This window comes from Microbispora sp. CL1-1 (assembly GCF_012034195.1).
Taxonomy (GTDB): domain Bacteria; phylum Actinomycetota; class Actinomycetes; order Streptosporangiales; family Streptosporangiaceae; genus Microbispora.
In genome coordinates this window covers 1-24,779 of sequence record NZ_JAATEK010000026.1, presented here as the reverse complement: position 1 = coordinate 24,779, position 24,779 = coordinate 1, and the positions used below count along the sequence as shown (strand labels likewise).

Genomic DNA, 24,779 nt, shown 5'->3' with positions numbered 1-24,779 from the left:
CGCTCCTACGACGTTGAGCCTCGCCCCGCACCCGAGACGCGATCTTCAGAGGAGACCGTCTCCATCTGTGATCACAGCAGTACTCTGGCGGGGACTCGCACTGGTCCGCACAGTGACCATTGGAACGCAGACCGGCATGGAAAGTGTGGCTTGATGGAGAAGCGGCTGATCGAGCTCGAGGTGGAGAACTTCCGCAGCCTGCGAAAAGTGGCGCTTCCCCTGGGGCCGCTCAATGTGCTCGTCGGCGCGAACGGCGCAGGAAAAACCAATATCCTCGAAGTGTTCCGATTTCTCGCGGACGTGATCCGGACCGACCTGCAGCCGGCACTCGACCTTCGCGGCGGGTTCGACGAGGTCGCCTTCTGGGGTGGGGACAAGCCACCGACCTCCATCCAGATCAAACTGAAGGCGAACTGGACGACTCACAGCAGCCCGAACGCACCCGACGAGTACTCACTACGGATCGAGCAGCGCAGCGGCAGATCCCTCTCCCGGCGGGAGACATTCCAATTCAAACGGACGCAGGGACGCGGCCGCCGAATCACGATCTCCGGCCAGAAGGTCAATGTCGTTCAAATCGGTAAAGACCGGGCCGAGTCCCCTGCGCACTCCATCGGAATCCAGCGGCTGAGCAGCGGCCTCTCCACGCTTCCACGGCTCACAGATGACGAGGGAGGGACCGAGGTGGCGACGGTGGCGCAGCGGCTCGCGTCCTTCCGGGTCTTCGATGTGAACGTCGGATCCGCCCGCATGCCGAGTCGCTTTCCACACGGGATGGATGCTTTGGAGGACGACGCCGCCAACATGGCCGCGTTTCTTCTGACGCTGCGAAGCCGTGACGAGGAGGCGTTCCAGAGGCTGGAGGCCGACGCGATCGAGGTGCTTCCACAGCTCACCGGAATTGATTTCGAATTTCCCTCTGGTCCCGCGCGCGAGGTCATCGTCATCCTCCACGAGCGAGGACTTCGCAGACGGACGCAGCTCGCCGACGCATCGTACGGAACGATCCGCCTCCTCGGTCTCCTTTCCCTGCTTTACGACCCCAGCCCCCCGGCCCTGACGTGCATCGAGGAGATCGATCACGGCTTGCATCCCCAAGCTCTGGAACTTCTCGTGGAGCGGCTCCGCGAAGCCAGCCTACGGACGCAGTTCCTCATCGCCACGCACTCCCCTGCCCTTGCCGACAGGCTGCACCCGGACGAGCTGGTCGTCTGCGAACGCCGAGACGACGGATCTTCCGCGATACCCGCTATCTCCCATAAGCAGATCCGTGACATCGTCACGCGAAGCGAAGGGCTTCCTCTCGGCGAACTGTGGTTCTCGGGCGCCCTGGGAGGCGATCTGTGACCCCGCGAGGCGGCACTCGTGTGCGTGCCACGAAGAAGCCCGTCGTGGTTCTCGCCGGCGAGGACAGCAACGACCGGCGCTGCCTCCGCATCGTGTTGGAAGCCCTGTGCCCGCAGATGAAAGGGAGGCTCGTGGAGATCAACGAGCCTGTCCGTTTACGGCAGGCCACCGGTCAGAGACTCACCGATCGAGTGAACAAACTCGCCAGACTGGCCGCGCGCGGGCTGCCAGGGAGAAGGCCGAACTCGCCTGCTTTTTCGTCCATGAGGATCTCGACGCCGTCGACGGCGAAGAGTACGTCCGGATCCGCGACCGGGTGCAGGACGCCCTCGACAGGGAGATGAATTCGGCTCATTACGGGCTGGCCGCGTGGGAGACGGAAGCGTGGATGTTCCTGTTCCCGAAAGCGTTGAAGGCGTTCGTGTCCTCCTGGGAGGTGCCGAGCAAATACCTGGGACGAGACACGGGGAAAATACATGACCCGAAGAAGGTCCTCATGAACGAGATCGGAACCCCGTCCCGCCGCTACCGGGAGTCGGATGCACCCGGGGTGCTGGAAAAGGCGGTCTCCCTGGGTTCCCTGAGAGAGTTGTCCGGTTCGAACCGATCATGGAGCGATCTCTGCGCCAGCGTGGAGCGCTGCTGCGGGGAACACCTCGGGAACCGATAGTTCCGCTGCTTCCCGCTGTCGGGCAGCACCGCGTCACTCCTGGGGAATTTCACCCTCACCGACTCAGTCGAACCCGCCACCGGTCTCCGCCCGGGACAGGAAGGGCCTGTTTGGCACTCAGGTCAGGAGAGTGCTAACAGTAGTGACGTCGCCGGCGCGGGCGCTGGGACCGAGCACTACGACGCGTACGCGGCGGCGGTGATTCCTACGCCGAAGACCGTGGATGCGTATCGGAGGTGTACTCGTCATGCGTTCAGTGAGCGATCTTCACCCCGCCCGGTCCCGCTCCGGTGGCCTGCGGATCGCGATGGTCGCCCCGCCCTGGTACGAACTGCCGCCCCGGGCGTACGGCGGCATCGAGGCCATGGTGTCCGATCTGACCACCGCCCTCGTGCGCCGTGGTCACACGGTGACGCTCATCGGCGCGGGACGCGCCGACACCCCGGCGGACTACGTCGCCACCTATCCCGAGGCCCCCTCGTCGCGCATCGGAGAGCCGCTGCCCGAGGTGGTGCACGCGGCGGCCGCCGCGGCCACGCTGGCCTCCCTCGACGTCGACATCGTCCACGACCACTCCCTGGCCGGCCCGCTCACCGCGGCCTCCCGTACGGCCCCGACGCTGGTGACCGTGCACGGCGCGATCGACGACGACCTGGGCGAGTTCTACCGCAGGCTGGGCGGCACGGTCTCGCTGGCCGCCATCTCCGGCTCCCAGCGCGGGTCGGCCTCCGACCTGAACTGGGCCGGTGTGGTGCACAACGCCGTTGACGCCGCGAGCTTCCCCTACCGGGCGGACAAGGAAGACTGGCTCCTGTGGCTGGGCAGGTTCAGCCCGGACAAGGGCGCCCACCTGGCCATCGACGCCGCCCGCGCGGCCGGGCGCAGGATCCTCCTCGCGGGCAAGCTGACCGAGCCGTCCGAGCACGACTACTTCTCCAGGTTCGTCCGTCCCCGTCTGGGCGCGGACGCCGAATACGTGGGCGAGGCCGACGCCGCCCGCAAGCGCGACCTGCTGTCGCGGGCCCGCTGCCTGCTGTTCCCCATCCAGTGGGAGGAGCCGTTCGGGCTGGTGATGATCGAGGCGATGGCGTGCGGCACGCCGGTGGTCACCCTGCGCCGCGGCGCTGCCCCCGAGGTCGTGGTGGACGGCGTCACCGGTTTCGTGCGCACCTCGCCGGACGAGCTGCCGGACGCGGTCGAGCGGGCCGGCGACCTGGATCCCCGCGCCTGCCGCGCCCACGTCGAGCGGCACTTCGACGTCTCGGTGATGGCAGAGGGATATGAGCGCCTCTATCGGCAGGTGATCGCCGGGGCCGCGCTGCGCGACCGCACCGCCGTCCCCGCTTCCGCCCCCGCTCTCGCCGGCTGACCGGCCTGCCGGCCCGCCCGCGCCCTTGCCACGCCCCGCCGGGGACGCCGCGGGCGGGCCGGACCGGCTCCGTGGCTCAGCCCGCGTGATCCGCGTACGCGGCCAGGAGCTGGGCCTCCGCGGTGTCGAAGTACGCGAGCAGCTCCCGTTCGGCCCGTTCTGGATCGCCCTCGATCAGCAGCGTGGCGATGCGCGCGTTGTCTCCCAGGTAGGGCTCGTGGAAGGTCCTGAGCTCGCCCATCACGTGGAAGGCCAGCCGAAGCTCGGCGAGCAGGCGCGCCATGGTCTCGTCCACGCGGGGACTGGCCAGCAGCGCGGTGATCGCGCGGTGGAACCGCATGTTGGCGGTGCCGACGGCCGCCCAGTCGCCGACCTCCGCCGCCGCCTGCCCCTTCTCGACGTGGCGCCGCACCTCCTCCACGGCCTCTCGCGGGGCCGTGACGGACGCCCGTACGCCCGCCGTTTCGAGGATGCGGCGCATGGCGTAGATGTCGGCCACGTCGGCCGCGGCGAGCTTGCGGACGAAGACCCCGCGGTGCAGCTCGTGCACCAGCAGGTTCTCGTGCGACAGCAGCCGGAACGCCTCTCTGAGCGTGTTGCGGGAGACGCCGAGGAGGTTGCCGATCGTCTCCTCCGACAGGCGGGTGCCCGGCGGCAGGGAGCCGTCGATGACGTTCTCCCGCAGGACGTCGGCGACCAGCTCCGCGGCACTGGCCCTATCGAGCACCGGCCGAGCCGCGCTCAACCGTGCCGCCCAGTCCGCCATAGCCGTCATCACCGCAACCCCTTTTCGACCGCCGGATCAGTCCCAGCTTAGGCCGCGGCAGGCCCGCCGGATTCGGTGATCACCAATGGATTTCGCATGATCACACGGAGTTGTGGCACAGAAGTAACCTACAAGAGTCTTGATGAATCGTTGAACAATCCTCTAATTTCCAGGGGAGGTGAAGCAAAGGAGTTTCCGTATGAACCCACCCCCCGGCACCCAGACGACCTCGCCCGCGGGCACCACGAGCGGAGGACGGCGCTCGGCGCTGCTCGGCGCGATGTTCCTCATGGCCACGAGCGCCATCGGCCCCGGCTTCATCACCCAGACGACGACGTTCACGGCGCAGCTCGGGGCGGCGTTCGCGTTCGTTATCGTCGCGTCGATCCTCGTCGACATCGCCGTCCAGCTGAACGTGTGGCGGGTGATCGGCGTCTCCGGCATGCGCGCCCAGACGCTGGGCAACCGGGTGCTGCCCGGTTCGGGATACTTCCTGGCCGCCCTCGTGGCGTTCGGCGGCCTGGTGTTCAACATCGGCAACGTCGGCGGCGCGGCGCTCGGCCTGAACGCCCTCGCGGGGATCGACGTCAAGATCGGCGGCACGGTGTCCGCCCTGATCGCCGTCGCCATCTTCCTCAGCAAGAAGGCCGGCGTGGCCGTCGACCGGATCGTCGTCGTCCTCGGCGTCGTGATGGTGGCGCTGACGCTGTACGTGGCGGTCGTCTCGGACCCGCCGGTGGGCGAGGCCCTGCGGCAGACGGTGCTGCCGGACAAGGTCGACTTCCTCGCCGTCACGACGCTGATCGGCGGCACGGTCGGGGGCTACATCACCTACGCGGGGGCGCACCGGCTGATCGACGCGGGCGTGACCGGACCGCGCAACGCCGGTCAGATCTCCCGCGGCTCGATCACCGGCATCCTCGTCACCGGTGTCATGCGCGTGATCCTCTTCCTCGCCTCGCTCGGCGTGGTGGCCGGGGGCTTCAAGCTCGCCGCCGGCTCCACCAACCCGGCCGCCGACATCTTCGCGAGCGCGGCGGGCGAGGTGGGCCTGCGGCTGTTCGGCGTCGTCCTGTGGGCCGCGGCCATCACCTCGGTCATCGGCGCCTCGTACACGTCGGTGTCGTTCCTCGCCAGCTTCTCGCCCCGTACGGACCGCTACCGCTCGTGGATCACGGTGGCCTTCATCGTGGTCTCGACGGCGGTCTTCCTGCTCCTCGGCAAGGCTCCGGCCAACCTGCTGATCCTCGCCGGAGCGCTCAACGGCCTCATCCTGCCCGTCGGCCTGGCCGTGATCCTCTGGGTCGCCGCACGCCGTCGTGATCTCATGGGGGGATACCGCTACCCTGTCTGGCTGCTCGGGATCGGTGTGCTCGCCTGGGCGCTGACCATCTATCTCGGCTGGAACTCCCTCAGCGGGATCAGCGCGCTCTGGAGCTGACGTGTCCTACCCGACCATGCGCATCGACCTCAACTCCGACCTGGGCGAGGGCTTCGGCCGGTGGACCCTCGGCGACGACGACGCGCTGTTGTCGATCGTCACGAGCGCCAACGTCGCCTGCGGGTTCCACGCGGGAGACCCGGTCATCATGCGGCGCACCTGCGAGACCGCGGCCGCGCGCGGCGTGGTGATCGGTGCCCAGGTCGGCTATCGCGACCTGGCGGGCTTCGGGCGGCGCTTCATCGACGTGCCGCCCGTCGAGCTCGCCGACGACGTCATCTACCAGATCGGCGCGCTGGACGCCTTCGCGCGGGTGGCGGGCACCAGGGTCAGGTACGTCAAGCCGCACGGCGCGCTCTACAACGCGATCGTGCACCACGAGGCGCAGGCCGCCGCGGTCGTCGCGGCCGTGCGGGCCTACGACCCCGGCCTGCCGGTGCTCGGTCTGCCCGGCTCGGCGTGGCTGCGCCAGGCGTCCAGGGCAGGCCTCACCACGGTCGCCGAATGCTTCGCCGACCGCGCCTACACCCGCGAGGGCAGGCTGGTGCCGCGCGGCGTGCCCGGCGCCGTCCTGCACGACCCCGCCCAGGTCGCCGCGCGCAGCGTACGCATGGCCAGGGGCGAGCCGATCGAGGCCGTCGACGGGACGCCGCTCACCATCACGGCCGACTCGATCTGCGTGCACGGCGACAGCCCCGGCGCCGTCGCCATGGCGATCGAGGTCCGTGACGCGCTCAAGGCGAACGGCATCGGCCTGGCGCCGTTCGCGGGGCAGCCGTTGGAAGAGCAGCCGCTCATGGACACGAAGGCGTCGTTCGCGGAGGAGCGGGCGTGAACGCACGGCTGCACCGCTGTGGCGAGCACGCGGTCCTGGTCGAGCTCGACCGCCTTGAGGAGGTCGTCGCCCTCTACGATGCCCTCGCGGCCGACCCTCCTCGGGGGATAGTCGACCTCGTCCCCGCGGCGCGTACGCTGCTCGTCCGGTTCGAGCCGCCGGCACGTCACTCCGAGGTGGAGTCCGCCGTCCTGTCCGTACGGCCGGCCGCGGGCCGCCTGGCGACGACCGAGGAGGTGGTGATCCCGGTGGTGTACGACGGCGACGACCTCGCGGACGTGGCCCGGCTGACCGGGCTCACCGAACGCGAGGTCGTGGCGGCGCACACCGGGACGGCGTGGACGGTCGCCTTCTGCGGTTTCGCCCCCGGCTTCGGCTATCTGATCGGCGGCGATCCCCGGCTGGCCGTGCCCCGGCGGCCGGAGTCGCGCGTACGCGTGCCGACCGGCGCCGTGGCGCTCGCCGGGGAGTTCAGCGGGGTCTACCCGCGCGAGTCGCCGGGCGGCTGGCAGCTCATCGGGCGCACCGAGACCGTGGTGTGGGACATCGCCGCCGACCCGCCCGCCCTGCTGCGCCCGGGGGTCCGGGTGCGGTTCGCGGAGGCGTAGCCGTGAGCGAGGCGTCATGAGCACGCCGGAGGTGAGCGGGAAAACGGCGGGCGGGTCGGCGGTGAGCGGTACGGCCGTGAGCGGGTCGGCGATGAGCGGAGGGTCATGAGCGAGCAGGCGGTGAGCGGGCCTCGGCGGGCGCTGGTGGTGCTGGCCCCCGGTCCCCTCACCACGGTGCAGGACCTCGGGCGGCGCCGGCACAGCCATCTCGGCGTCGGGCGCTCCGGCGCGGCCGACCGGGGCGCGCTGCGGCTGGCCAACCGCCTGCTGGCCAATCCCGAGAACGCCGCCTGCCTGGAGATCACCCTGGGCGGGCTGAAGGTCCGCGCCGTCGGCGACCTGCTCGTGACGCTCACCGGCGCCCCGTGCCCCGCCACCGTCACCCTGCCCGACGGACGCACGCGCGGCGCCGGGCACGCGTCGGTCGAGCGCCTGCCCGACGGGGCCACGCTGCGGCTCGGCGTGCCGCCCCGGGGGCTGCGGACCTACCTGGCGGTCCGCGGCGGGATAGACGTGCCCGAGGTGCTGGGGTCGCGGTCCACCGACCTGCTCTCCGGGCTCGGCCCGGAACGCCCGGCGCCCGGATCGGTGCTCCCCGTCGGGCCGGCGCCCGCGGCGTTCCCCGTGACCGACTTCGCCCCGGTGCCCGAGCCGGAGGCGGGCGTCCTCGTGCTCGACGTGATCCCGGGGCCACGCCACGACTGGTTCACCCCCGGAGCGCTGGCGGCCCTGTGCGCCGAGCCGTACGAGGTGACCCCGCACAGCGACCGGGTGGGCATGCGGCTGCGCGGGCCGCGCCTCGAACGCGCGCGCGACGGCGAGCTGCCGAGCGAGGGCATGGTGCCCGGCGCGCTGCAGGTGCCGCCGTCGGGACAGCCGACGCTCTTCCTCGCGGATCACCCCGTGACCGGCGGCTATCCGGTCATCGCGGTGGTCCGCGATCACCACGTCGACCGGGCGGCGCAGGCCCGTCCCGGGCAGCACGTCCGTTTCCGGGTGGCTGGCGCCACCCGTTGAACAGAGGAGGCCCCGATGGAACCCGACCCCGCACGGCGGCGACCGGCGCCTGCTCCGAGGACGGCCGGGATCAGTCGCCGGCGCGGCGGACGAGAGGGTTGGCGGCGGTCGAGTTGCGAATGCTGAAGGTCACGCTGCCGGCGCGGTAGCGGTCGTCGGAGCACTCGACCGGCCTGCCCTCCTGGGTGGTGGTGACGCGGCGCTGGCGCAGCAGGGGGCTGCCCCGCCGCACCTCGAGCAGCCGGGCGTCCTCGCTGCCGGCCGCCACCGCGTCGATCAGGTGCTCGCCGTACGCGAAGACGAGGCCGACCGACTCGTAGAGCTCCTGGGTCACCGACTCGCACTCGGGGTCGAGCCGCTCGACGGCGGGAGCGATCCAGCCGGCGTAGACGGTGCGCTCGACCAGCACCGGCTCGCCGTCGAGCCGCCGCAGCCGCAGCACGTCGAGCACCTCCTCCCCCGGCTCCAGCGACAGCCGTACGGCCTCGGAGGGCGAGCACGGACGGCGGCGGGCGGACAGCACGCTGCCGCTGGCGCGGTAGCCCATCGACCGGGCCCACTGGGCGAAACTGTGCAGCTCGGCGAAGCTCTGGCTGCGCTCGCTGCCGAGCACGATGCGCCGCGCGCCCTGCCGCGACCCCACCAGCCCCTCGGCGGCCAGCAGGGCGACGGCCTGGCGGACGGTGCCGCGCGCCGCCGAGTAACGTATGGCCAGCTCAGCCTCGGAGGGAAGCTGGGCACCTATCGCGTAGTCCCCTCTGACGATGGCGTCCCGCAGGTCACCTGCGATCTGTTCATAGCGCGCCATCGTGATGAGCCCTTCCGTTCACGCGACTGACATCGATATGCGACTTACTAGGTCTGGCTTGTTTGTACAAGTTCGCCTAAGTTCGATCCACGCACCACAGTGGGAGGGACCGTTGTCCACACGTACCGTCGGCCTTGTTGCCGCGCTCACGATAACCACCTCAGTGATCGCGGCATGCGGCGCCGCCCCCACGACCGCCGGCGGCGGCTCGGGGTCGGGTGATTCCAAGGCCGCCTCCGCGACCTCCGTCCAGGACTTCGGCGGGATGGACAAGCTGGTGGAGGCCGCCAAGAAGGAAGGCAAGCTCAACACCATCGCGCTGCCGCCCGACTGGGCCAACTACGGCGAGGTCATCAAGGCGTTCGAGGCCAAGTACGGCATCAAGATCACCAATGACAACCCCGACGGCTCCAGCCAGGACGAGATCAACGCGGTCAAGACCCTGAAGGGCCAGGACCGCGCCCCCGACGTGCTCGACCTCGGCAGCGCCTTCGCGCTCAGCGGCGCCCAGGAGGGCCTGTTCGCCCCCTACAAGGTGCAGAGCTGGGACAAGATCCCCGACGGCCAGAAGGACGCGAGCGGCGCCTGGTACTACGACTACGGCGGCTACATCTCCATCGGCTGCGACGCCAAGCGGGTCAAGACCTGCCCCCAGACCTTCGCCGACCTGCTCAAGCCCGAATACAAGGGCATGGTCGCGCTGAACGGCGACCCGACCAAGGCCGGCGCCGCCTTCGCCGGCGTCTACGCCGCCTCGCTCGCCAACCAGGGCTCGTTCGACGACATCCAGCCGGGCATCGACTTCTTCAAGAAGCTCAAGGAGAACGGCAACTTCAACCCGGTCGAGGCCACCCCCGCCACGGTGGAGAAGGGCGAGACCCCGATCACCCTCGACTGGGACTACCTGCAGGCCAGCTACGCCAAGGAGTTCTCCTCCAAGGGCGTCGACTGGCAGATCGCCATCCCCAGCGACGGCCAGTACGCCAACTTCTACGCCCAGGCGATCAACAAGTGGGCGCCGCACCCCGCCGCCGCCCGCCTCTGGCAGGAGTTCCTCTACAGCACCGAGGGCCAGAACCTGTGGCTGAAGGGCTACGCCCGCCCGGTGCTGCTGCCCTCCATGCAGCAGGACGGCAGCGCGGACGCCGCCATGGTCGACCAGCTCCCCAAGGTCGAGGGCACCCCCTCCTTCCCCACTCCGGACCAGGTCAACAAGGCCAAGGAAGTCCTGGCGAGCGGGTGGGGCGCGGCGGTCTCGGGCTGAGATCGTGCGCGACAGCCGTACGAGATCGAAGAGCCGGTGGGCGGCCGCGCCGCTGCTGGTCTTCGTCGTCATCGTCTTCGGCGTGCCGATGCTGGTCCTCCTTGGTGGCACGTTCACCAAGGAGGGCACGTTCAGCACCGCCAACCTCACCGAGTCGCTCCAGGGCGCGTATCTGACGGCCCTGTTCGGCAGCGTCAAGCTCTCGGCGCTGGTGGCGGTGCTGGGCGGGGTGCTCGGCACCTTCCTCGCCCAGGCCGTGGTGACCTCCAGGTTCCGCGCGCTGCGCGAGGCGGTGCTGACCGCCTCCGGCGTGCTGGCCAACTTCGGCGGCGTGCCGCTGGCCTTCGCCTGGATCGCCACGCTCGGCAACTCGGGCGTCGTCACCACCACGCTCGGCCTCGGCGAGCACGGATGGAGCCTGTACAACTTCTGGGGTCTCGCCCTGGTCTACCTGTACTTCTCCATCCCCCTGCAGGTCCTCACGGTCGTGCCCGCGCTCGACGGGCTGCGCCCGCAGTGGCGTGAGGCCGCGCAGAACAACGGCGCGAGCACCTGGCAGTTCTGGCGGTACGTCGGGATTCCGGTGCTGACCCCCTCGCTGCTCGGCGGGGTCGTGCTGCTGTTCGGCGGCGCGTTCTCGGCCTACGCCACGGCGCAGGCCATGGTCGGGTCCACCGTCCCGCTGGTCACGCTGAAGATCGCCGACGCGCTCACCGGCAACGTGCTGATCGGCCACGAGAACGTCGCGCTGGCCCTCAGCCTCGACATGATCGTGGTCGCGGGCCTGGTCATGGCCGTCTATCTCCCGCTGCAGCGAAGGAGCGCCCGATGGCTTCGCTGACTCCGCAGGTGACCCCTCAGGTGACCACGCAGGCCGCCGCCGGAACGGCGCCCGCGCGCGGCGGCCGGCCGCGGCGTCCGCGGGTGTGGCGCGGGGTGGTCCTCGTGCTCGCCGCCGTCTATTTCCTCGTCCCGCTGATCGCGTCGTTCGTCTTCACGGTGAAGGAGCCCGACCAGGGCTTCTCGCTCGACGCGTACGGCCAGATCTTCTCGGCCGAGGGCTTCGGCGGCAGCCTCCTGCTGTCGCTCGGGCTCGGGGTCGCCACGATCGTGCTCGTGCTGCTGCTGACGCTGCCCGCCGCGGTGGCCGTACGGCTCGGCGCGCCGCGGCTGCGCCCGGTGCTCGAAGTGGTCTGCACGCTGCCGCTGGTGGTGCCCCCGATCACGTTCGTGGCCGGGATCAGCACCGTGCTGCGGTGGGGGCCCGACTATCTGGCGACCACGCCCCTCTATCAGACGATCATCGCGGTGCAGAACCCCGACTTCCCGGTGGTGCTGGTGCTCGCCTACGTCGTGCTGGCGCTGCCGTTCGCCTACCGCTCGCTCGACGCGGGCCTGGGCGCGATCGACGTGCGCACGCTGTCGGAGGCGGCCAGGAACCTCGGGGCGTCGTGGCCCCACGTGCTGCTGCGGGTGATCATCCCCAACATGCGGTCGGCGATGGCGAGCGCGTCGTTCCTCACGCTGGCGCTGGTGCTCGGCGAGTTCACGATCGCCCGGCTGCTCAGCTTCGAGACCTTCCCCAACTGGATCTACCGGATCTCCGGCTCTCAGGCGCAGGTGTCGGTGGCCGTCTCGGTGTTCAGCCTGCTGATCACCTGGCTGCTGCTGCTCGCCCTGTCGTCCGCCGGTGCGAGGCAAAGGAGTGGATCATGAACGGCGCCCGGGTCGAGTTCCGCGGCCTGCGGCGGCGGTTCGGCAGCACGGTCGCGCTGGACGGGCTCGATCTCACGGTGGAGCCCGGCGAGCTGATCGCGCTGCTCGGCCCGTCGGGGTGCGGCAAGACCACCGCGCTGCGCTGCCTCGCCGGCTTCGAGCAGCCCGACGAGGGCGAGGTGCTGGTGGACGGCGCCGACATCACGCGCGTGCCGGCCAACCGGCGCGACGCCGGCATGGTCTTCCAGTCCTACAGCCTTTTCCCCAACCTCAACGCCCGCGACAACGTGAGCTTCGGCATGCGGGTGCGCAAGGTGCCCGCCGCCAAGCGGCACGCCCGCGCGCAGGAGCTGCTCGAACTGGTCGGCCTGCCGTCCGTCGGCGACCGCTATCCCCACCAGTTGTCCGGCGGTCAGCAGCAGCGCGTGGCGCTGGCCCGCGCGCTCGCCCTGGAGCCCAGGGTGCTGCTGCTGGACGAGCCGCTGTCGGCGCTCGACGCCAAGGTGCGCGTCACGCTGCGCGAGGAGATCCGCCGCCTGCAGCTCTCCCTCGGCATCACGACGATCTTCGTGACGCACGACCAGGAGGAGGCGCTGTCGATGGCCGACCGGGTCGCCGTGCTGCGCGACGGCCGCCTGGAGCAGGTCGCCGACCCCGCCACCCTGTACGACCGGCCGGCGACCGCGTTCGTCGCCGAGTTCGTCGGCGCGATGAACCACCTGCCCGGCCTGGTGTCGGGCGACCGGGTCACCGTGCTCGGGCAGACGCTGCCCGTGGAGGGCCAGGCTCCGGACGCGGCGCAGGCGGACGTGCTGGTGCGGCCCGAGGCCGTGCTGGTCACTCCGGACGCCGAGGGCGACGGGATCGTCATGGTGTCGTCGTTCCGCGGCTCCACCGCCCGCCTGCGGATCCGCCTGGGCGACGGCACCGAGGTGCTGGCCGATGTCCCCGGCCACGACTCGGCGCGCTTCGCGCCCGGCACCGCCGTACGGATCGGGCTGGTCGAGCGGCCCGTGCTCGTGTCGGCCCGTTCGGAGACCGGAGGAGCCGCGGCGGCGGTCCCCGAACCCGATGTCGTCTAGGGCGTGCCCTGCGGCGGTCCTGTTCGACATGGACGGCACGCTGGTGGACACCGAGGACCTGTGGTGGGACGCCTGCGTGGAGGTGGCGGACGGCCTGGACTCCCCTCTCGGGGAGGCCGACCGTGAGGCGTTGTTCGGCCTGTCGGTCGAGGACGCCGCCGTGCACATCACCGGAGGTCCGGGGGCGGCGGCCGTGGAGACCATGCTGACGGACGCGTTCACCGGCCGGCTGAAGAACGGCGTGACCACGCTTCCCGGCGCGGTCGCGCTGCTGGAGACCCTGCGCGCGGCGGGGATCCCGGCGGGGCTGGTCAGCGCGTCTCCCCGGCCGGTCGTGGACCTGGTGCTCGAAACCGTCGGCGGTCACCACTTCCGGCTGTCGGTGGCCGCAGGGGACAGCCCCAGGAACAAGCCCGCGCCCGATCCCTACCTGGCCGCCGCCGCGCGGCTCGGCTTCGACCCGGCCGCGTGCGTGGCGGTCGAGGACAGCCCGACCGGCGTCGCCTCGGCCCGGTCCGCCGGCTGCGCCGTCATCGTGGTCGGCCCGCCCGGTACGACGAGCGGCCTGAGCGGGGCGGACGGGGTGACGGCGGTGCCGACACTGGAGAGTATCGACCTGCCGCTGCTGCGACGGCTGGTCTCCCGCCAGTGAACGCCGTGAGCCTGGTAACTTCGCGGACCTAAGTTCCCTTTGGGTATCGTCGCAACATGCACGTCATGAACACCTGCGACGATCCCAAGGACGTCTACTCGGCGGCCTGCCCGTGCCGCAACATGCTCGACCTGCTGGCCAACAAGTGGAGCGCGCTGGCCCTGGGCGCGCTGGAGGACGGGCCGCAGCGTTTCGGCGCGCTGCGTGCCCGGCTCCAGGGCGTCAGCCCCAAGGTGCTCACCCAGACCCTGCGCCGCCTGGAGGACCACGGCCTCGTCCACCGCGACGTGTATCCCGAGGTGCCGCTGCGCGTGGAATACAGCCTCACGCCGCTCGGCCGCGACGCCAACGTCCCGCTCGCCCACCTGCGGACGTGGGTGGAGCGCAACATCGACCGCTTCCCCGGCCCCGCGTAACCGGCCCCGCGTAACCGACCCTGGGTAACCGACCCCGCGTAACCGGCCCGGAGCAGCCGGCCGGGAGTAACCGGCCCCGCGTAGCCGGCCCCGCGTAACCGGCCCGGAGCAGCCGGCCCCGCGTAACCGGCCCCGAGTATCCCCCTTACCTGGATGGTTCCCGATGGATACTCGTGTCCCTTGCGGGTAACCACGCACCGGTGGCTACCGTGCAGGTCGTGCCGCCGAGCCGTACGACCGGCTTCGGCGCGTGACCCGTGACGAACGCGCAAGGGACAGACATGACCGAGAACCTGAACGGGACCATGCCCGCCGTCGCCTACCGGCGCAGCCTGCCCATCGACGACCCGGAAAGCCTCCTCGACGTGGAGCTGCCGGTGCCGCGACCCGGGCCGCGCGACCTGCTGGTGCGGGTGGAGGCCGTCGCTGTGAACCCGGTGGACTACAAGGTCAGGCGCAACAGCGACCCGGGCGGCGAGCCCAGGGTGCTCGGCTGGGACGCCGCGGGCACCGTGGTCGCCGTGGGCGACGAGGTGGAGCTGTTCGAGGTCGGCGACGAGGTCTACTACGCCGGCGCGCTCGACCGGCCCGGCGCGAACTCCCGCTTCCACGCGGTGGACGAGCGCATCGTCGGCCGCAAGCCCGCCACGTTGTCCTTCACCGAGGCCGCCGCGCTGCCGCTGACCTCGCTCACGGCGTGGGAGGGCCTGTTCGAGCGGCTGGGCCTGCGCGGCGACGCGCTCGACCAGACCGGAACGCTGCTGATCACCGCAGCCGCGGGCGGCGTCGGTTCCATCGCCGTCCAGCTCGCCCGCGCCCTGACCGGGCTCACCGTGATCGGCACGGCCTCCCGGCCCGAGACCGTGGAGTTCGCCCGCCGGATGGGCGCCCACCACATCGTGGACCACCGGGCACCGCTGGCGAAGCAGCTCGCCGAGGTCGCGCCCGGCGGCGTGGACTACGTCTTCAGCACGATCGGCACCGACCGCAACCTCACGGCCTACGCCGAGGCGCTCGTGCCCTTCGGCGCGATCGTCGCGATCGACGACCACGACTCCCTCGAGATCGGTGTGCTCAAGCCGAAGAGCATCGCGTTCCACTGGGAGCTCATGTTCACCCACTCGCTGTTCAAGACGCCGCATCAGGTGAACCAGCACCGCATCCTCGACCGGGTCGCCCGGCTCGTGGACTCCGGTGTCCTCACCACCACCGCCACCCGCGACCTCGGCCCGGTCAACGCCGCCAACCTGCGTGAGGCCCACCGGATCGTCGAATCGGGCACCGCGATCGGCAAGATCACCCTCACGGGCTTCTGAACAACCCTTCTCCGCCGGGAACAACGGATGCGGCGCGGCCGGTTGGGGACGAGAGGAACCGAGCCCAAGAACACCAGGAGTCGCGCATGCATGCCATCGTCGTCCCCGCTTACGGTGATTCCTCCGTGCTGGAGTACGCCGAACGGCCCGACCCCGTTCCCGGTCCCGGGGAGGTGCTGGTCGACGTCGCGGCGACGGGCGTCAACTTCATCGACGTCTATCACCGCGAGGGCCGCTATCCGCTGCCGCTTCCGCTGATCCCGGGCTCGGAGACGGCCGGGACCGTCACGGCCGTCGGGCCCGGCGTGACCGACATCGTGCCCGGCGACCGGGTCGGCTCCGCCGCCGCGGTCGGCGCGTACGCGAGCAAGGCGATCATCCCGGCGGAGAAGGTGGTCCGGCTGCCCGACGGGCTGTCGCCCGATCTGGCGGCGGCGGTGCTGCTCCAGGGGCTGACCGCCCACTACCTGACCCACTCCACGTACGCGATCAGGTCGGGCGACGACGTGCTCGTGCACGCGGCGGCCGGGGGCATGGGCCTGCTGCTCGTCCAGATGGCCAAGCTCCGCGGCGCCCGCGTGATCGGCACGGTCTCCAGCGCCGAGAAGGAGAAGCTGGCCCGGCAGGCGGGGGCCGACGAGGTCGTCGGCTACGAGGGCTTCTCCGAGGCCGTCAAGGAGATCACCGACGGCGCCGGGGTGCACGTCGTCTATGACGGGGTCGGCGCCGCCACGTTCGACGGGTCGCTCGCGTCGCTGCGGCCGCGCGGCATGATGGCGCTGTACGGCGCGGCCAGCGGTCCCGTCCCGCCGTTCGACCCGCAGCGGCTCAACGCGGGCGGCTCGCTGTTCCTCACCCGGCCCACGCTGGCGCATTACACGGCCACCCGCGAGGAGCTGCTGTCGCGGGCGAACGACGTGCTCGGCTGGGTCGCCTCCGGCGCCGTGAAGGTGCACATCTCGCAGCGTTACCCGCTCGCCGAGGCCCGGCGCGCCCACGACGACCTGGAAGGCAGGCGGACGACCGGCAAGCTGCTGCTCATCCCCTGACCTGCCGGTGAGCCGTCCTCAGGCGGCCATGTGGTCGATCAGGCGCTGCGCGGCCACCGCGGCGCCGTCGGGGCGCATCTCGCCCGCGAGGGACGCGGCGCGGGCCGCCACGCCGGGGTGGAGAGCCTGGCCGAGGGCCTCGGCCAGCGACCCGGCGGTCGGCGCGGCGGGCGGGTGGGCGATCCCGATCCCGAGATCGGCGGCCCGCCGCGCCCAGTAGTGCTGGTCGTAGAGCTGCGGCACGACGACCTGGGGCGTCCCGGCCAGCGCCGCGGCGGTCGTGGTGCCCGCGCCGCCGTGGTGGACGACGGCGGCGACCCGGGGAAACAGTGCCCGCTGATCGGCCTCGTCGATCATCAGGCAGTCGGGGCCGTCGTCCGCCGGGGACAGCCCGGCCCAGCCGCGCAGCACGATCACCCGGCGGCCGAGCGCGCGGGCCGCGCCGATCGTCGCCCGCGCGACGTCCCGGGGAGCGCGGACGCTGCCGAATCCGACGCAGACGGGCGGCTCGCCGTCGTCGAGGAACTTCTCCAGGTCCGGCGGCAGCGGACGCGGGTCCGGCAGGATCCAGGCACCCGTCTGCACGACGCGTCGGGCCCGGGCCAGGGCCCCAGCGCGGGATCGGCGGCCGGCCAGGGCCGGTCGGTGAACATGTGCCCTCGGGTGTCCGCCACGGGGGCCAGGCCGGCCGCGGCCCGGTGGGCGTTGAGCGCGGCGCCGACCGTCTCGTTCCAGCGCCGCGCGTCCTCGGCCCACAGCGCGCGGTTGCCGGCCGCCTCGTCCACCGGCGCCCGCCCCCAGCCCGAGCTCCCGCAGCGCCACGGCCAGCGCCGCCATCGGCTGGACGTCGCCCCGCGTCCCGATCGTGGACATCAGCACGCGCATATGTACCCCCTGGTCATGGTGTGGCTCACTGTGTGGCGGGTCGCGGTGTGGCGGGTCGGTGAACTGCCCGGCTCGCAGCGTGGCGGGGCGCGGGCCTGCCCGGCTCGCAGCGTGGCGGGTCGCGGGCCTGCCCGGCTCACGGCCCCCGATTGTCCGCCGTGACCGGGGTCTTGCCGCAAGCCCCCCTGCCGCCTGTACGGTGAAAGTGGCGGGGTCCCCGTACGGATCAGGTGAGCGGGTGGGCCGGCCACTCCAGGAGGCGGGCCCCGAGCACGGCCGTCTCCAGCGTGAACCGCTGGGTGGGATCGCTCGGCGAGAAGCCGGTCAGCCTCCTGATCCGCTCCAGCCGGTAGGTGATCGCCCGGGTGCTGACGCCGAGCCTGCGCGCCGCCGCCGTGTGGTTGCCCTGCGAGGCGAAGATCGCCTCCAGCGTCTCCAGCAGCGGCTCGGGGCCGCCGCGGGCGGAGGTCAGCGGCCCGAGCACCGTCGAGACGAGGTCCACGATCGCGTCCCTGTCCCGCAGCAGCACCAGGAAGACCAGCAGGTCTGCGGCCTTGAGCACCTGGGCCCGCAGGCCGAGCCGCCCGCCGAGGTCGATCGCGTTGACCGCTTCCCGATAGGACGTGACGATCCCGCCAGGACCCTTGTGGGGGCGGCCCACCCCCACCCGCCAGTCCGTGAGCGCGGAGCGTACGTGGTGGGTGAACTCGCCGCTCGCGGCGGTCAGCGCGCCCGGGGCCACGCACACCAGCAGGCCGTCGCGGACGGCGACCAGGATGTTGTGCGAGCCGAACCTCGCCACCAGCGCCTGCTCGATCCTCCCGGCCAGCGGGTCGCCCGCCGCCATCGGGGTGCCGGGCCTGGCCACGGTCACGACGTACGCCCCGGCGAGCCGCAGGCCGAAGTGCTCGGCCCGTTCGGCGTCCGCTCTGCCCTGCAGCAGATCGTCGACGAACAGGCGGCGGGCCTCCTCCTCCTGCCGGAGCGCGGCGCGCTGGGCCTCCTCGTATCCCTCGATGTAGGCGGCCATCCCGCGGCGTACGGCGCCAAAGGCCCCGCCGGCGGTGATCTCGGCGGCGTGCAGGCAGGCGTCGGCGAGCACCCGCAGCGGGATGCCGCGTTCGGCGGCGAGGGCGCCGCACTCGCGCAGGGCGTCCATGTCGGCGCGGGCGGGCAGCCTGCCGGTGGCGGCCGACGCGGCCAGAACCGACAGGAACCCGCCGAGTAAGTCGGCGGGCACTCCGGTCGCCTCGCTCACGCGAGCGAGAACGCTGTCCATCAGACTCCTACGTCACGCCGTTCGAAGGCGAGCAGCGCCGTCATGAGGAGCACGGCCGTCGCACCCAGCAGCACAAGGTAGTCACCGTACGGCCAGCCCTCATAGAGCGGCCTGCCGTCGAGGTAATAGTGGCTGGGCGAGATCCAGCGCAGCCAGGAGATCGCGTCGACGTTCCTGCCCATCGTCTCCACGATGTATCCGGCGACGCCCCACACGCCGGTCACGGCGAGCGCCACCTGCCTGCGCCCGGACGCCGCGCCCACGCACAGCGTCAGCGTCCCGAAGAACAGCACGAGCAGGAACAGCCCGGTGTGGGCGGCGAGGATCTTGCCGAACGGCACGTTCATGTCGGCGGCGGACGCGGCCACGGTGGCGACGGCCAGCGTCACGAGCGCCACGATGAGCAGGCCGAGCGCCAGCGCGGCCCAGCGCTCCAGGAGCAGCCGCCTGCGGTCGATCGGCAGCGTCAGCGTGAGCTCCAGCGTCTTGTTCTCCTCGGGGCCGGCGATGGCCCGGTTGCCGAGGATCGCGGCGCACATGGTGAACAGCAGTGGGCCGAGGAGCTGGTAGGCGACCGCCTGCAGATAGCCGCGCCCGGTCGCGATGTCGGACATGCCGCCCATCAGGTCTCGGAACGCGCCCGGATATTTGGCGACGGCCTGCGCGCTGAACGTCTCGGGGTCGTCCATGAAGCCCGCGTAGATCGAGATGTACATCGTGAGGAACGCGCACAGCCCGACCGTCCACCCGATGAGGGCACGGCGATACTCCCCCAGGCTCTTACGCACCAGCGTGGGCATGACGGCCCTCCTCCTCGCTGTAGTAGGTCAGGAAGATCTCCTCCAGGTCCGGCTCCGCGCTGACCATGTGGACCACGGTGTAGCGGGCCGCCGCCTTGATCAGCGCGTCGGGCCTGCCGTCGATCGTGCAGCGCAGGCTCGCCCCCTGCACGACCACGTCGCGTACGCCCGGGAGGCCCTGGAACGACTCTGCCGGGACCGGCGCGTCGAAGTGGAGCTCCACGTGACGTACGGCCCGCTCGCGCAGCGCGGCGATGTCCTCCACCGCGACGAGGCGGCCCGCCCGCACGATGCCCACCCGGTCGGCCACGTGCTCCACCTCGGCGAGCACATGCGACGACATGAGGATCGTGCGACCTGCCGTGCGCGCCTCCCTGACCATGGCCAGGAACTCCTGCTGCACCAGCGGGTCGAGCCCGCCCGTCGGCTCGTCCAGGATGAGCAGGTCGGGCTCGTGCATGAACGCCTGGATGAGCCCGACCTTCTGCTTGTTGCCCTTCGACAGCTCCCCCATCCTGGCGGACAGGTCGGCGTCGAGCCGCTCGGCCAGGTCGTCGATCCTGCCGCGGCTCACCCCGCCGCGCACGTCGGCGAGGAACTGCAGGTAGTCGCGGGCCCGCTCCCTGCCCTCCAGGGCCAGCTCGCCCGGGAGGTAGCCGATCCGGGCGCGTACGCGCGGATCACGCGTGTCCGCGCCGAAGACGGTCGCCCGGCCGGACGTCGGCCGGATCACGTCGAGAAGCAGCCGGATCGTCGTCGTCTTGCCCGCGCCGTTGGGGCCCAGATAGCCGAAGACCTCGCCCGGCCGGATTTCGAGGGTGAGGTCTTCGAGACCTCGTCTCGCACCGTAGAACTTCGTCAGCCCTTCGGTCTCCACCACTGCTGTCATGCCGCAATGGTGGCGCTCCCGTCAGGCGCGGGGTATGCCCGCTTCCGGACACTTGCCGATCGTGTTCGTTCGCACCTTCGGCAAAGCGCGGATCAAGACACATCACGGCGTGCCGCAGTCGGCGGAGCCGGGCAGCAGGTGGCGGTAGCGCGACACCAGCCGGTAGCCCGCCTCCGCCAGCCAGCTCACCGGCGGCGTCAGCAGCACCCGGCCGGCCGCGCGCCAGGCCGCGTGCGGCTGCAGGGCGAGGAGCAGCGCCACGGCACGCGCGCCGTGGGCGCGCAGCCCGCCCGGCCCGAGGAGCCGCACGGACGTCTCGGCCTCGTCGCGCGACAGGCCCGCCGCCTGGAGGTCGAGGCCCTGCCACGCCCGCACCAAGGGCATGTACGGCAGGAACCGGTGCCCGGCGTCCACACACGCCTGGCAGAAGGCGCAGTCACCGTCGAAGACCAGCAGGACCCGGCTCTCTGCGTTTTCTTGGCCCATGCTGTCGAACCTACCGATCCTGGGACGGATCACTCCGTTCGCGTGGTGGTGGCGCGGGCCGCCGTGACGCGCGCGCGGCCAGGACGACGACCAGGATCACGGCGACCGCGAAACTGAAGACGACCGCGACCACCAGCAACAGGATGAGCGCGCTCATCGCCGATCCGTCCAGCGTGCCCGTCTTTGGAGCAGGCGTGCCGACCCCCGGGCCAGGCGCGCCCGTCCTTGGAGCAGGCGTGCCGACCCCCGGGCCAGGCGCGCCCGTCCTTGGAGCAGGAGTGCTGGACCACGGGCCAGGCGTGCGGCGACCGCCAGGCGTGTGGCGACGGCCAGGCCCACCGAGGCGTACGACACCGCACGCGCGAGCCGTACGGACCTGGGGATGTCGGCGACGGCCGGGCGAGGGCCGTCGCCCAGCTCCGGGCGGTGCTCGACCCTGCCGCCGTAGTCGTTGGCCCCGCCGAGCCGTACGCCGAGGGCGCCGGCGAAGGCCGCCTCGCAGCGTCCGGAGTTGGGGCTGGGGTGGCGGTGCCCGTCCCTGATCCACACGGCGGCCGCGCGGCGGGGAGAGCCGCCCGCCAGACCGGCCAGGCCCGCCGTGAGCAGGGCCGTCAGCCGGGCCGGCACATAGTTGGCCACGTCGTCCAGCCGGGCCGAGGCCCAGCCGAACCTCGCGTAGCGCGGCGACCGGTGGCCCACCATCGCGTCGAGCGTGTTCACCGCGCGATAGCCGAGCAGGCCGGGCACGCCGAAGATCGCGCCCCACACGAGCGGGGCCACGACGGCGTCCGAGGTGTTCTCCGCGATGGACTCGACCGTGCCCCGCGCCAGCTCCGCGGCGTCCAGCCCGGACGGGTCGCGTCCGCACAGGTGCGGCAGGCGGGCGCGGGCGGCGGCCAGATCGCCCTCCTCCAGCGAACGGGCCATCAGCATGCCCTCCCTGCCCAGCGTCGTGCCGCCGAGCACCGCCCATGTGGCGGCGGCGGTGACCGCGGCGCGGGCGATCGGGCTCGACCGGGTCACCCGCTCGGCGAGCATCCCAGCGGCCGTCGCCGCGCCGACGCAGATGGTGGTGTAGGCCACGCCCGCTAACCGCGAATCGCGATATATGCGCTTTTCGAGGGCGGCGGCCCGGCTGCCGAACACCGCGACGGGATGGCCGCGTCTGGGATCTCCCACCGCCGCGTCGATCACGGCCCCGGCGAGCAGCCCCGCCGCCGTGGCACCGTCCAGGATCCGGGTCACGCAGGCATTCTGCCGTACGTGCCCCTTTGTCATGAGATGGGCTCGTAGCCGATGAGGCGACTGTGGATCGCGTCCTCGTTGGCGTCGAGCCAGACCGCGGCGCGCCTGATCCGTCCGCCCGCGCCGTCGTCCCACATGCGCGCCCAGCCGCCGCCGAGCGTCCTGGCCCGGTCGCGCATCAGCGCGTAGGAGCGGCCGAACCGCGTCCTGGCCGTCTCCACCAGCCGGAGCCGGTCACGCAGCGGCAGGCCGTACGCGTCGCAGAACGCCCGCACGCGGGCCGCCGCGTCCAGTGAGCGCTGCGCAGGGTCGCGGTCAAGGGGATCGGCCAGCGGGGCCCAGTGCCGCAACGTGGTGACCACATCGAACAGCCGCGTCGTCGGCCTGGCCATGTCGAAGTCGATCAGCGCGTACGGCAGGAGATCCCGCCCTGTCTTCCGGAAGACGACATTGGCCGGAGTGACGTCGCAGTGGCCCACGAGCTCGGCGGGGCCCTCCGGCGCCGAGCCGTTCTCCCAGACGGCGCCGGGAGGCGGGACGAACGAGGCCGCCGCGTCGTGGAAGCGCCGCAGCAGCCGGGCAAGGGCGGTCAGCGCCTCGTCGCTCACCGCGTACGCCGGCAGGGGATGCGTGGGCACCACGCCCTCGACGTACGTGAGGATGGCCCTGCCCCGCTCGTCTGTGCCGAGAACCCGCGGCGCCCGGTCGAACCCGGCGTCCTCCAGGTGCCGCAGCAGCGCGTGGACCGACGGCGACGTGGCACGCATCGGCCGCCGTACCGTCGCCCCCACCCGTACGACCCCTTCGGAGACGTCTCCGAGGAGCGGGATCTCGCGTACGGACATGGCGCTGAAGTTTAGCCCCGCAGGCGATCACATTTCCGCCGGAAAGCACGAAGAACAGGAAAACGTCTCGCCACACGGACGAATGTCCACCTGGCGAGAAGCCGGGCGGCATCGTGACCCTCCTGCGCGTGAGCAGTGCTGGATCGACCTTCCCTGCAGGAGGCCCGAGCACGTGCCTGAGCGGCATCGACGCAGGCCGAGCGGCCCCGGTGACCGGGCTCACAGGCCCACACGAGGCATGCGCCGGCCCATGTCCGGGAAACCGGGTGTGTACCCGGTCCCCGGATCATGCAGAATTAGGCACGAGCGCCCTTAGCTCAGCTGGATAGAGCATCGGACTTCTAATCCGACGGTCGGGGGTTCGAATCCCTCAGGGCGCGCTCCTCTCCTCAGCCTCTTTGGCCCCTGACCTGGGCTTCTACTTGATCGTGCCGTGATCGCGCGTGCAGCCGTACGCCACCGAGAGCCGCCGCTTGTCGCCAGTCACGGGATATACGCGGGATGATGTTGGAAAGCGGACGGTCGGGCCGTCGTGATCGTGGATCATCGGTGACATGAACGGGAACGACGGAGAATCGGGCGTCGACCTTCTCCGTTTGGCGATCGCCCCCTCGTCCTGCAGGCCAGGCAGCGAAGCATTCCAGCTGCAGGTCTACGTCAACGGAGCGGAGATGACCTCCGCCGGGGCGGGGCTGGGGATGGATCCGTACAACGTCCTGCTCCCAGCTAATCGACTGCTGGCCGATTCCCAGCCGCGCACTGTCGCGATCGCTCGTTGCGGCGCACGCGGCGTCTACGACTGCGGGGGCACGGACGTCACCATCACCCGTGATGGGGACCTAGTGCGCTGGGAATGGTCGAGAGAGGTGCCCATGGACCGCAGCGCCTGCTTCGCGGCCACTCAGTACGAGCTGGAGGTCGCGCGGGTCGCCGCGGATCATTCGTGGGAGACCCCGATGCGCACCGCGGGGCGGCTGGTCCTGACGAGCATCGACCATGCCCGACTGCTGACCTACGGCCTCAGCGCCAAGAGAGCCGTCCCCGAGATCCTGATCTGTTCGAGGTCTGGCTTGGCGTCGAGGATGGCTACCAGGTCTTCGTCGCCGCTCCCTGGCAGGGCCGCAGCCCGGCCGAACTGGCGCGCGAGGTCTGCGAGATCCTGGCGCGTCCTCCTCGGGAGTGGCCAGCCACTTGGCATTCCGTCAAGGGCTGGGTGACTACGCCGCCGAGCATTGCGGGGCCGTCCTGGGAACGCGAGCGGCTCTGACGTCGCAGCGGCTACCAACCCCGGAAGGATTCGTCCCATCTAGAAACCCAGCTACGAGCCGGAGGTGATCAGGACGGAAAGGTATGCGCATCGCGCTAGAAACCCCAGGTCGCCGGCTGATTCCGTACAACTGGACAGGGTGACGAGAGGGCAATCACGGTGACTCACGACCGGCCGGCCGGCAAGCTCAGGGCCATGGGCTATGTGCAGCCGGACGCCCCAGATGCAGCCCCAGGCGGCCACTCCCGGAAAATATCCGGAACAATCTTGACCACGTGGCCTCCCATCCAGGGTTGCAGCTCGCATCAGAATCTCAGGAGGCGCCATCTCCGCTCGTGGACAACGTGAACCGACGCCCGAAGAAGTCCAGCGGGGGGATCGAGGTGTTCAAGGAGTACGTCGAAATCACCACCAACCGCTCAATGCACGCTCCGGAAGGAAGCTGCCCTCACGCCTGTCCCTGCTGCGGATATCTGACTCTCGACTCGCGCGGCTGGTACCAGATCTGCCCCCTCTGCTTCTGGGAGGACGAGGGGCAGGACGACCACGATGCCGACGACATCCGGCGCGGCAGCCCCAACTATGGACTCAGCCTCACCCAGGCCCGCCTCAACTTCCGGCAGTTCCGTGCCTACATGGAGCGATACGTCCACAAAGTACGCCCTCCAAGACGCGAGGAGTTCCCTACCGACACAGACCCAGGGCCGCCTATCCGCGACCCGGGCTG

The 24,779-nt window shown here is 71.2% G+C and carries 26 protein-coding genes and 1 tRNA gene; 17 read left to right on the top strand and 10 right to left on the bottom strand.

What is annotated here, in order from left to right:
• The first annotated feature begins 153 nt into the window (after window positions 1–153).
• From HCK04_RS26460 to HCK04_RS26450, 3 genes are all read left to right on the top strand, one after another.
• The gene (locus HCK04_RS26460) at window positions 154–1,347 is read left to right on the top strand and encodes an AAA family ATPase (protein WP_142650106.1); all 1,194 of its coding nucleotides are present in this window, start codon (window positions 154–156) and stop codon (window positions 1,345–1,347) included.
• Window positions 1,348–1,453: 106 nt separating this feature from the next.
• Complete coding sequence (locus tag HCK04_RS26455; protein ID WP_142650105.1) at window positions 1,454–2,017, top strand: hypothetical protein; 564 nt, start codon at window positions 1,454–1,456, stop codon at window positions 2,015–2,017.
• A gap of 247 nt (window positions 2,018–2,264) precedes the next feature.
• Complete coding sequence (locus HCK04_RS26450) at window positions 2,265–3,386, top strand: glycosyltransferase family 4 protein (protein ID WP_142650104.1); 1,122 nt, start codon at window positions 2,265–2,267, stop codon at window positions 3,384–3,386.
• 76 nt (window positions 3,387–3,462) lie between these two features.
• Here HCK04_RS26450 and HCK04_RS26445 read toward each other — a convergent pair whose 3' ends face one another.
• The gene (locus tag HCK04_RS26445) at window positions 3,463–4,161 is read right to left on the bottom strand and encodes a GntR family transcriptional regulator (RefSeq protein ID WP_142650103.1); all 699 of its coding nucleotides are present in this window, start codon (window positions 4,159–4,161) and stop codon (window positions 3,463–3,465) included.
• Window positions 4,162–4,432: 271 nt separating this feature from the next.
• Here HCK04_RS26445 and HCK04_RS26440 point away from each other — a divergent pair, with 271 nt between their 5' ends.
• The 4 genes from HCK04_RS26440 to HCK04_RS26425 all read left to right on the top strand — a co-directional run bounded on the left by HCK04_RS26440 (window position 4,433) and on the right by HCK04_RS26425 (window position 8,053).
• On the top strand, window positions 4,433–5,593 hold the full coding sequence (locus tag HCK04_RS26440) for an NRAMP family divalent metal transporter (protein ID WP_240971835.1): 1,161 nt from the start codon (window positions 4,433–4,435) through the stop codon (window positions 5,591–5,593).
• 16 nt (window positions 5,594–5,609) lie between these two features.
• Complete coding sequence (locus HCK04_RS26435) at window positions 5,610–6,428, top strand: 5-oxoprolinase subunit PxpA (RefSeq protein ID WP_142650175.1); 819 nt, start codon at window positions 5,610–5,612, stop codon at window positions 6,426–6,428.
• The gene (locus HCK04_RS26430) at window positions 6,425–7,036 is read left to right on the top strand and encodes an allophanate hydrolase subunit 1 (protein ID WP_142650101.1); all 612 of its coding nucleotides are present in this window, start codon (window positions 6,425–6,427) and stop codon (window positions 7,034–7,036) included. The genes HCK04_RS26435 and HCK04_RS26430 overlap by 4 nt, the downstream gene beginning before the upstream one ends.
• Window positions 7,037–7,141: 105 nt before the next feature.
• Window positions 7,142–8,053, top strand: coding sequence for a biotin-dependent carboxyltransferase family protein (locus HCK04_RS26425; RefSeq protein WP_142650100.1), 912 nt, complete (start codon window positions 7,142–7,144; stop codon window positions 8,051–8,053).
• A gap of 70 nt (window positions 8,054–8,123) precedes the next feature.
• Here the strand turns inward: HCK04_RS26425 and HCK04_RS26420 are convergent, their stop codons facing one another.
• Window positions 8,124–8,861 carry a GntR family transcriptional regulator gene (locus HCK04_RS26420; RefSeq protein ID WP_142650099.1) on the bottom strand — a complete coding sequence of 246 codons (738 nt, stop codon included), beginning with the start codon at window positions 8,859–8,861 and terminating at the stop codon, window positions 8,124–8,126.
• Between the two features lie 163 nt (window positions 8,862–9,024).
• Between HCK04_RS26420 and HCK04_RS26415 the strand changes: the two genes are divergently transcribed.
• The 8 genes from HCK04_RS26415 (at window position 9,025) to HCK04_RS26380 (ending at window position 16,356) form a co-directional block, all read left to right on the top strand.
• Complete coding sequence (locus tag HCK04_RS26415; protein WP_328709438.1) at window positions 9,025–10,125, top strand: ABC transporter substrate-binding protein; 1,101 nt, start codon at window positions 9,025–9,027, stop codon at window positions 10,123–10,125.
• A gap of 4 nt (window positions 10,126–10,129) precedes the next feature.
• Complete coding sequence (locus HCK04_RS26410; protein WP_260617405.1) at window positions 10,130–10,966, top strand: ABC transporter permease; 837 nt, start codon at window positions 10,130–10,132, stop codon at window positions 10,964–10,966.
• The gene (locus HCK04_RS26405; RefSeq protein WP_142650097.1) at window positions 10,954–11,841 is read left to right on the top strand and encodes an ABC transporter permease subunit; all 888 of its coding nucleotides are present in this window, start codon (window positions 10,954–10,956) and stop codon (window positions 11,839–11,841) included. Before HCK04_RS26410 ends, HCK04_RS26405 begins: the two co-directional genes overlap by 13 nt.
• The gene (locus HCK04_RS26400; RefSeq protein ID WP_142650096.1) at window positions 11,838–12,923 is read left to right on the top strand and encodes an ABC transporter ATP-binding protein; all 1,086 of its coding nucleotides are present in this window, start codon (window positions 11,838–11,840) and stop codon (window positions 12,921–12,923) included. The genes HCK04_RS26405 and HCK04_RS26400 overlap by 4 nt, the downstream gene beginning before the upstream one ends.
• A complete protein-coding gene (locus HCK04_RS26395) occupies window positions 12,913–13,575 on the top strand; it encodes an HAD family phosphatase (protein WP_142650095.1) in 663 nt (220 codons plus the stop codon). Before HCK04_RS26400 ends, HCK04_RS26395 begins: the two co-directional genes overlap by 11 nt.
• Before the next feature lie 56 nt (window positions 13,576–13,631).
• On the top strand, window positions 13,632–13,991 hold the full coding sequence (locus HCK04_RS26390) for a helix-turn-helix domain-containing protein (protein WP_142650094.1): 360 nt from the start codon (window positions 13,632–13,634) through the stop codon (window positions 13,989–13,991).
• 281 nt (window positions 13,992–14,272) lie between these two features.
• Window positions 14,273–15,307 carry a zinc-binding alcohol dehydrogenase family protein gene (locus tag HCK04_RS26385; RefSeq protein WP_142650093.1) on the top strand — a complete coding sequence of 345 codons (1,035 nt, stop codon included), beginning with the start codon at window positions 14,273–14,275 and terminating at the stop codon, window positions 15,305–15,307.
• A gap of 86 nt (window positions 15,308–15,393) precedes the next feature.
• The gene (locus tag HCK04_RS26380) at window positions 15,394–16,356 is read left to right on the top strand and encodes a quinone oxidoreductase (protein ID WP_142650092.1); all 963 of its coding nucleotides are present in this window, start codon (window positions 15,394–15,396) and stop codon (window positions 16,354–16,356) included.
• 18 nt (window positions 16,357–16,374) lie between these two features.
• Here the strand turns inward: HCK04_RS26380 and HCK04_RS26375 are convergent, their stop codons facing one another.
• From HCK04_RS26375 to HCK04_RS26340, 8 genes are all read right to left on the bottom strand, one after another.
• Complete coding sequence (locus HCK04_RS26375; protein ID WP_168066281.1) at window positions 16,375–16,941, bottom strand: glycosyltransferase family 1 protein; 567 nt, start codon at window positions 16,939–16,941, stop codon at window positions 16,375–16,377.
• Window positions 16,942–17,467: 526 nt separating this feature from the next.
• Window positions 17,468–18,520 carry a helix-turn-helix domain-containing protein gene (locus tag HCK04_RS26370; RefSeq protein WP_142650091.1) on the bottom strand — a complete coding sequence of 351 codons (1,053 nt, stop codon included), beginning with the start codon at window positions 18,518–18,520 and terminating at the stop codon, window positions 17,468–17,470.
• Window positions 18,520–19,320, bottom strand: coding sequence for an ABC transporter permease subunit (locus HCK04_RS26365; protein ID WP_142650090.1), 801 nt, complete (start codon window positions 19,318–19,320; stop codon window positions 18,520–18,522). The genes HCK04_RS26370 and HCK04_RS26365 overlap by 1 nt, the downstream gene beginning before the upstream one ends.
• A complete protein-coding gene (locus HCK04_RS26360; RefSeq protein WP_142650089.1) occupies window positions 19,301–20,209 on the bottom strand; it encodes an ABC transporter ATP-binding protein in 909 nt (302 codons plus the stop codon). The genes HCK04_RS26365 and HCK04_RS26360 overlap by 20 nt, the downstream gene beginning before the upstream one ends.
• Window positions 20,210–20,311: 102 nt before the next feature.
• Window positions 20,312–20,695, bottom strand: coding sequence for a DCC1-like thiol-disulfide oxidoreductase family protein (locus HCK04_RS26355; RefSeq protein ID WP_142650088.1), 384 nt, complete (start codon window positions 20,693–20,695; stop codon window positions 20,312–20,314).
• A gap of 10 nt (window positions 20,696–20,705) precedes the next feature.
• Complete coding sequence (locus tag HCK04_RS26350; protein WP_168066279.1) at window positions 20,706–20,852, bottom strand: hypothetical protein; 147 nt, start codon at window positions 20,850–20,852, stop codon at window positions 20,706–20,708.
• Entirely contained in the window at window positions 20,849–21,931 is a 1,083-nt protein-coding gene (locus HCK04_RS26345; RefSeq protein ID WP_260617415.1) for a cobalamin biosynthesis protein, read from the bottom strand. The genes HCK04_RS26350 and HCK04_RS26345 overlap by 4 nt, the downstream gene beginning before the upstream one ends.
• 38 nt (window positions 21,932–21,969) lie before the next feature.
• On the bottom strand, window positions 21,970–22,785 hold the full coding sequence (locus HCK04_RS26340) for an aminoglycoside phosphotransferase family protein (RefSeq protein WP_142650087.1): 816 nt from the start codon (window positions 22,783–22,785) through the stop codon (window positions 21,970–21,972).
• 306 nt (window positions 22,786–23,091) lie between these two features.
• Here HCK04_RS26340 and HCK04_RS26335 point away from each other — a divergent pair.
• Together HCK04_RS26335 and HCK04_RS26330 are read left to right on the top strand one after the other, a co-directional pair.
• Window positions 23,092–23,165, top strand: a tRNA-Arg gene (locus HCK04_RS26335).
• 1,222 nt (window positions 23,166–24,387) lie between these two features.
• On the top strand, window positions 24,388–24,779 hold a 392-nt coding region (locus tag HCK04_RS26330), incomplete at its 3' end, for a CPCC family cysteine-rich protein (protein WP_205830730.1).

Excerpts from the sequence above, each read along its gene's own strand:
- HCK04_RS26385 (WP_142650093.1), top strand. The coding sequence starts at position 14,273 with ATGACCGAGAACCTGAACGGGACCATGCCCGCCGTCGCCTACCGGCGC.
- HCK04_RS26355 (WP_142650088.1), bottom strand. The coding sequence starts at position 20,695 with ATGGGCCAAGAAAACGCAGAGAGCCGGGTCCTGCTGGTCTTCGACGGT.
- HCK04_RS26440 (WP_240971835.1), top strand. The coding sequence starts at position 4,433 with ATGTTCCTCATGGCCACGAGCGCCATCGGCCCCGGCTTCATCACCCAG.
- HCK04_RS26420 (WP_142650099.1), bottom strand. The coding sequence starts at position 8,861 with ATGGCGCGCTATGAACAGATCGCAGGTGACCTGCGGGACGCCATCGTC.
- HCK04_RS26460 (WP_142650106.1), top strand. The coding sequence starts at position 154 with ATGGAGAAGCGGCTGATCGAGCTCGAGGTGGAGAACTTCCGCAGCCTG.
- HCK04_RS26405 (WP_142650097.1), top strand. The coding sequence starts at position 10,954 with ATGGCTTCGCTGACTCCGCAGGTGACCCCTCAGGTGACCACGCAGGCC.
- HCK04_RS26450 (WP_142650104.1), top strand. The coding sequence starts at position 2,265 with ATGCGTTCAGTGAGCGATCTTCACCCCGCCCGGTCCCGCTCCGGTGGC.
- HCK04_RS26445 (WP_142650103.1), bottom strand. The coding sequence starts at position 4,161 with ATGACGGCTATGGCGGACTGGGCGGCACGGTTGAGCGCGGCTCGGCCG.
- HCK04_RS26435 (WP_142650175.1), top strand. The coding sequence starts at position 5,610 with ATGCGCATCGACCTCAACTCCGACCTGGGCGAGGGCTTCGGCCGGTGG.
- HCK04_RS26370 (WP_142650091.1), bottom strand. The coding sequence starts at position 18,520 with ATGGACAGCGTTCTCGCTCGCGTGAGCGAGGCGACCGGAGTGCCCGCC.
- HCK04_RS26425 (WP_142650100.1), top strand. The coding sequence starts at position 7,142 with ATGAGCGAGCAGGCGGTGAGCGGGCCTCGGCGGGCGCTGGTGGTGCTG.
- HCK04_RS26400 (WP_142650096.1), top strand. The coding sequence starts at position 11,838 with ATGAACGGCGCCCGGGTCGAGTTCCGCGGCCTGCGGCGGCGGTTCGGC.
- HCK04_RS26360 (WP_142650089.1), bottom strand. The coding sequence starts at position 20,209 with ATGACAGCAGTGGTGGAGACCGAAGGGCTGACGAAGTTCTACGGTGCG.
- HCK04_RS26390 (WP_142650094.1), top strand. The coding sequence starts at position 13,632 with ATGCACGTCATGAACACCTGCGACGATCCCAAGGACGTCTACTCGGCG.
- HCK04_RS26340 (WP_142650087.1), bottom strand. The coding sequence starts at position 22,785 with ATGTCCGTACGCGAGATCCCGCTCCTCGGAGACGTCTCCGAAGGGGTC.
- HCK04_RS26380 (WP_142650092.1), top strand. The coding sequence starts at position 15,394 with ATGCATGCCATCGTCGTCCCCGCTTACGGTGATTCCTCCGTGCTGGAG.
- HCK04_RS26365 (WP_142650090.1), bottom strand. The coding sequence starts at position 19,320 with ATGCCCACGCTGGTGCGTAAGAGCCTGGGGGAGTATCGCCGTGCCCTC.
- HCK04_RS26395 (WP_142650095.1), top strand. The coding sequence starts at position 12,913 with ATGTCGTCTAGGGCGTGCCCTGCGGCGGTCCTGTTCGACATGGACGGC.
- HCK04_RS26350 (WP_168066279.1), bottom strand. The coding sequence starts at position 20,852 with ATGAGCGCGCTCATCCTGTTGCTGGTGGTCGCGGTCGTCTTCAGTTTC.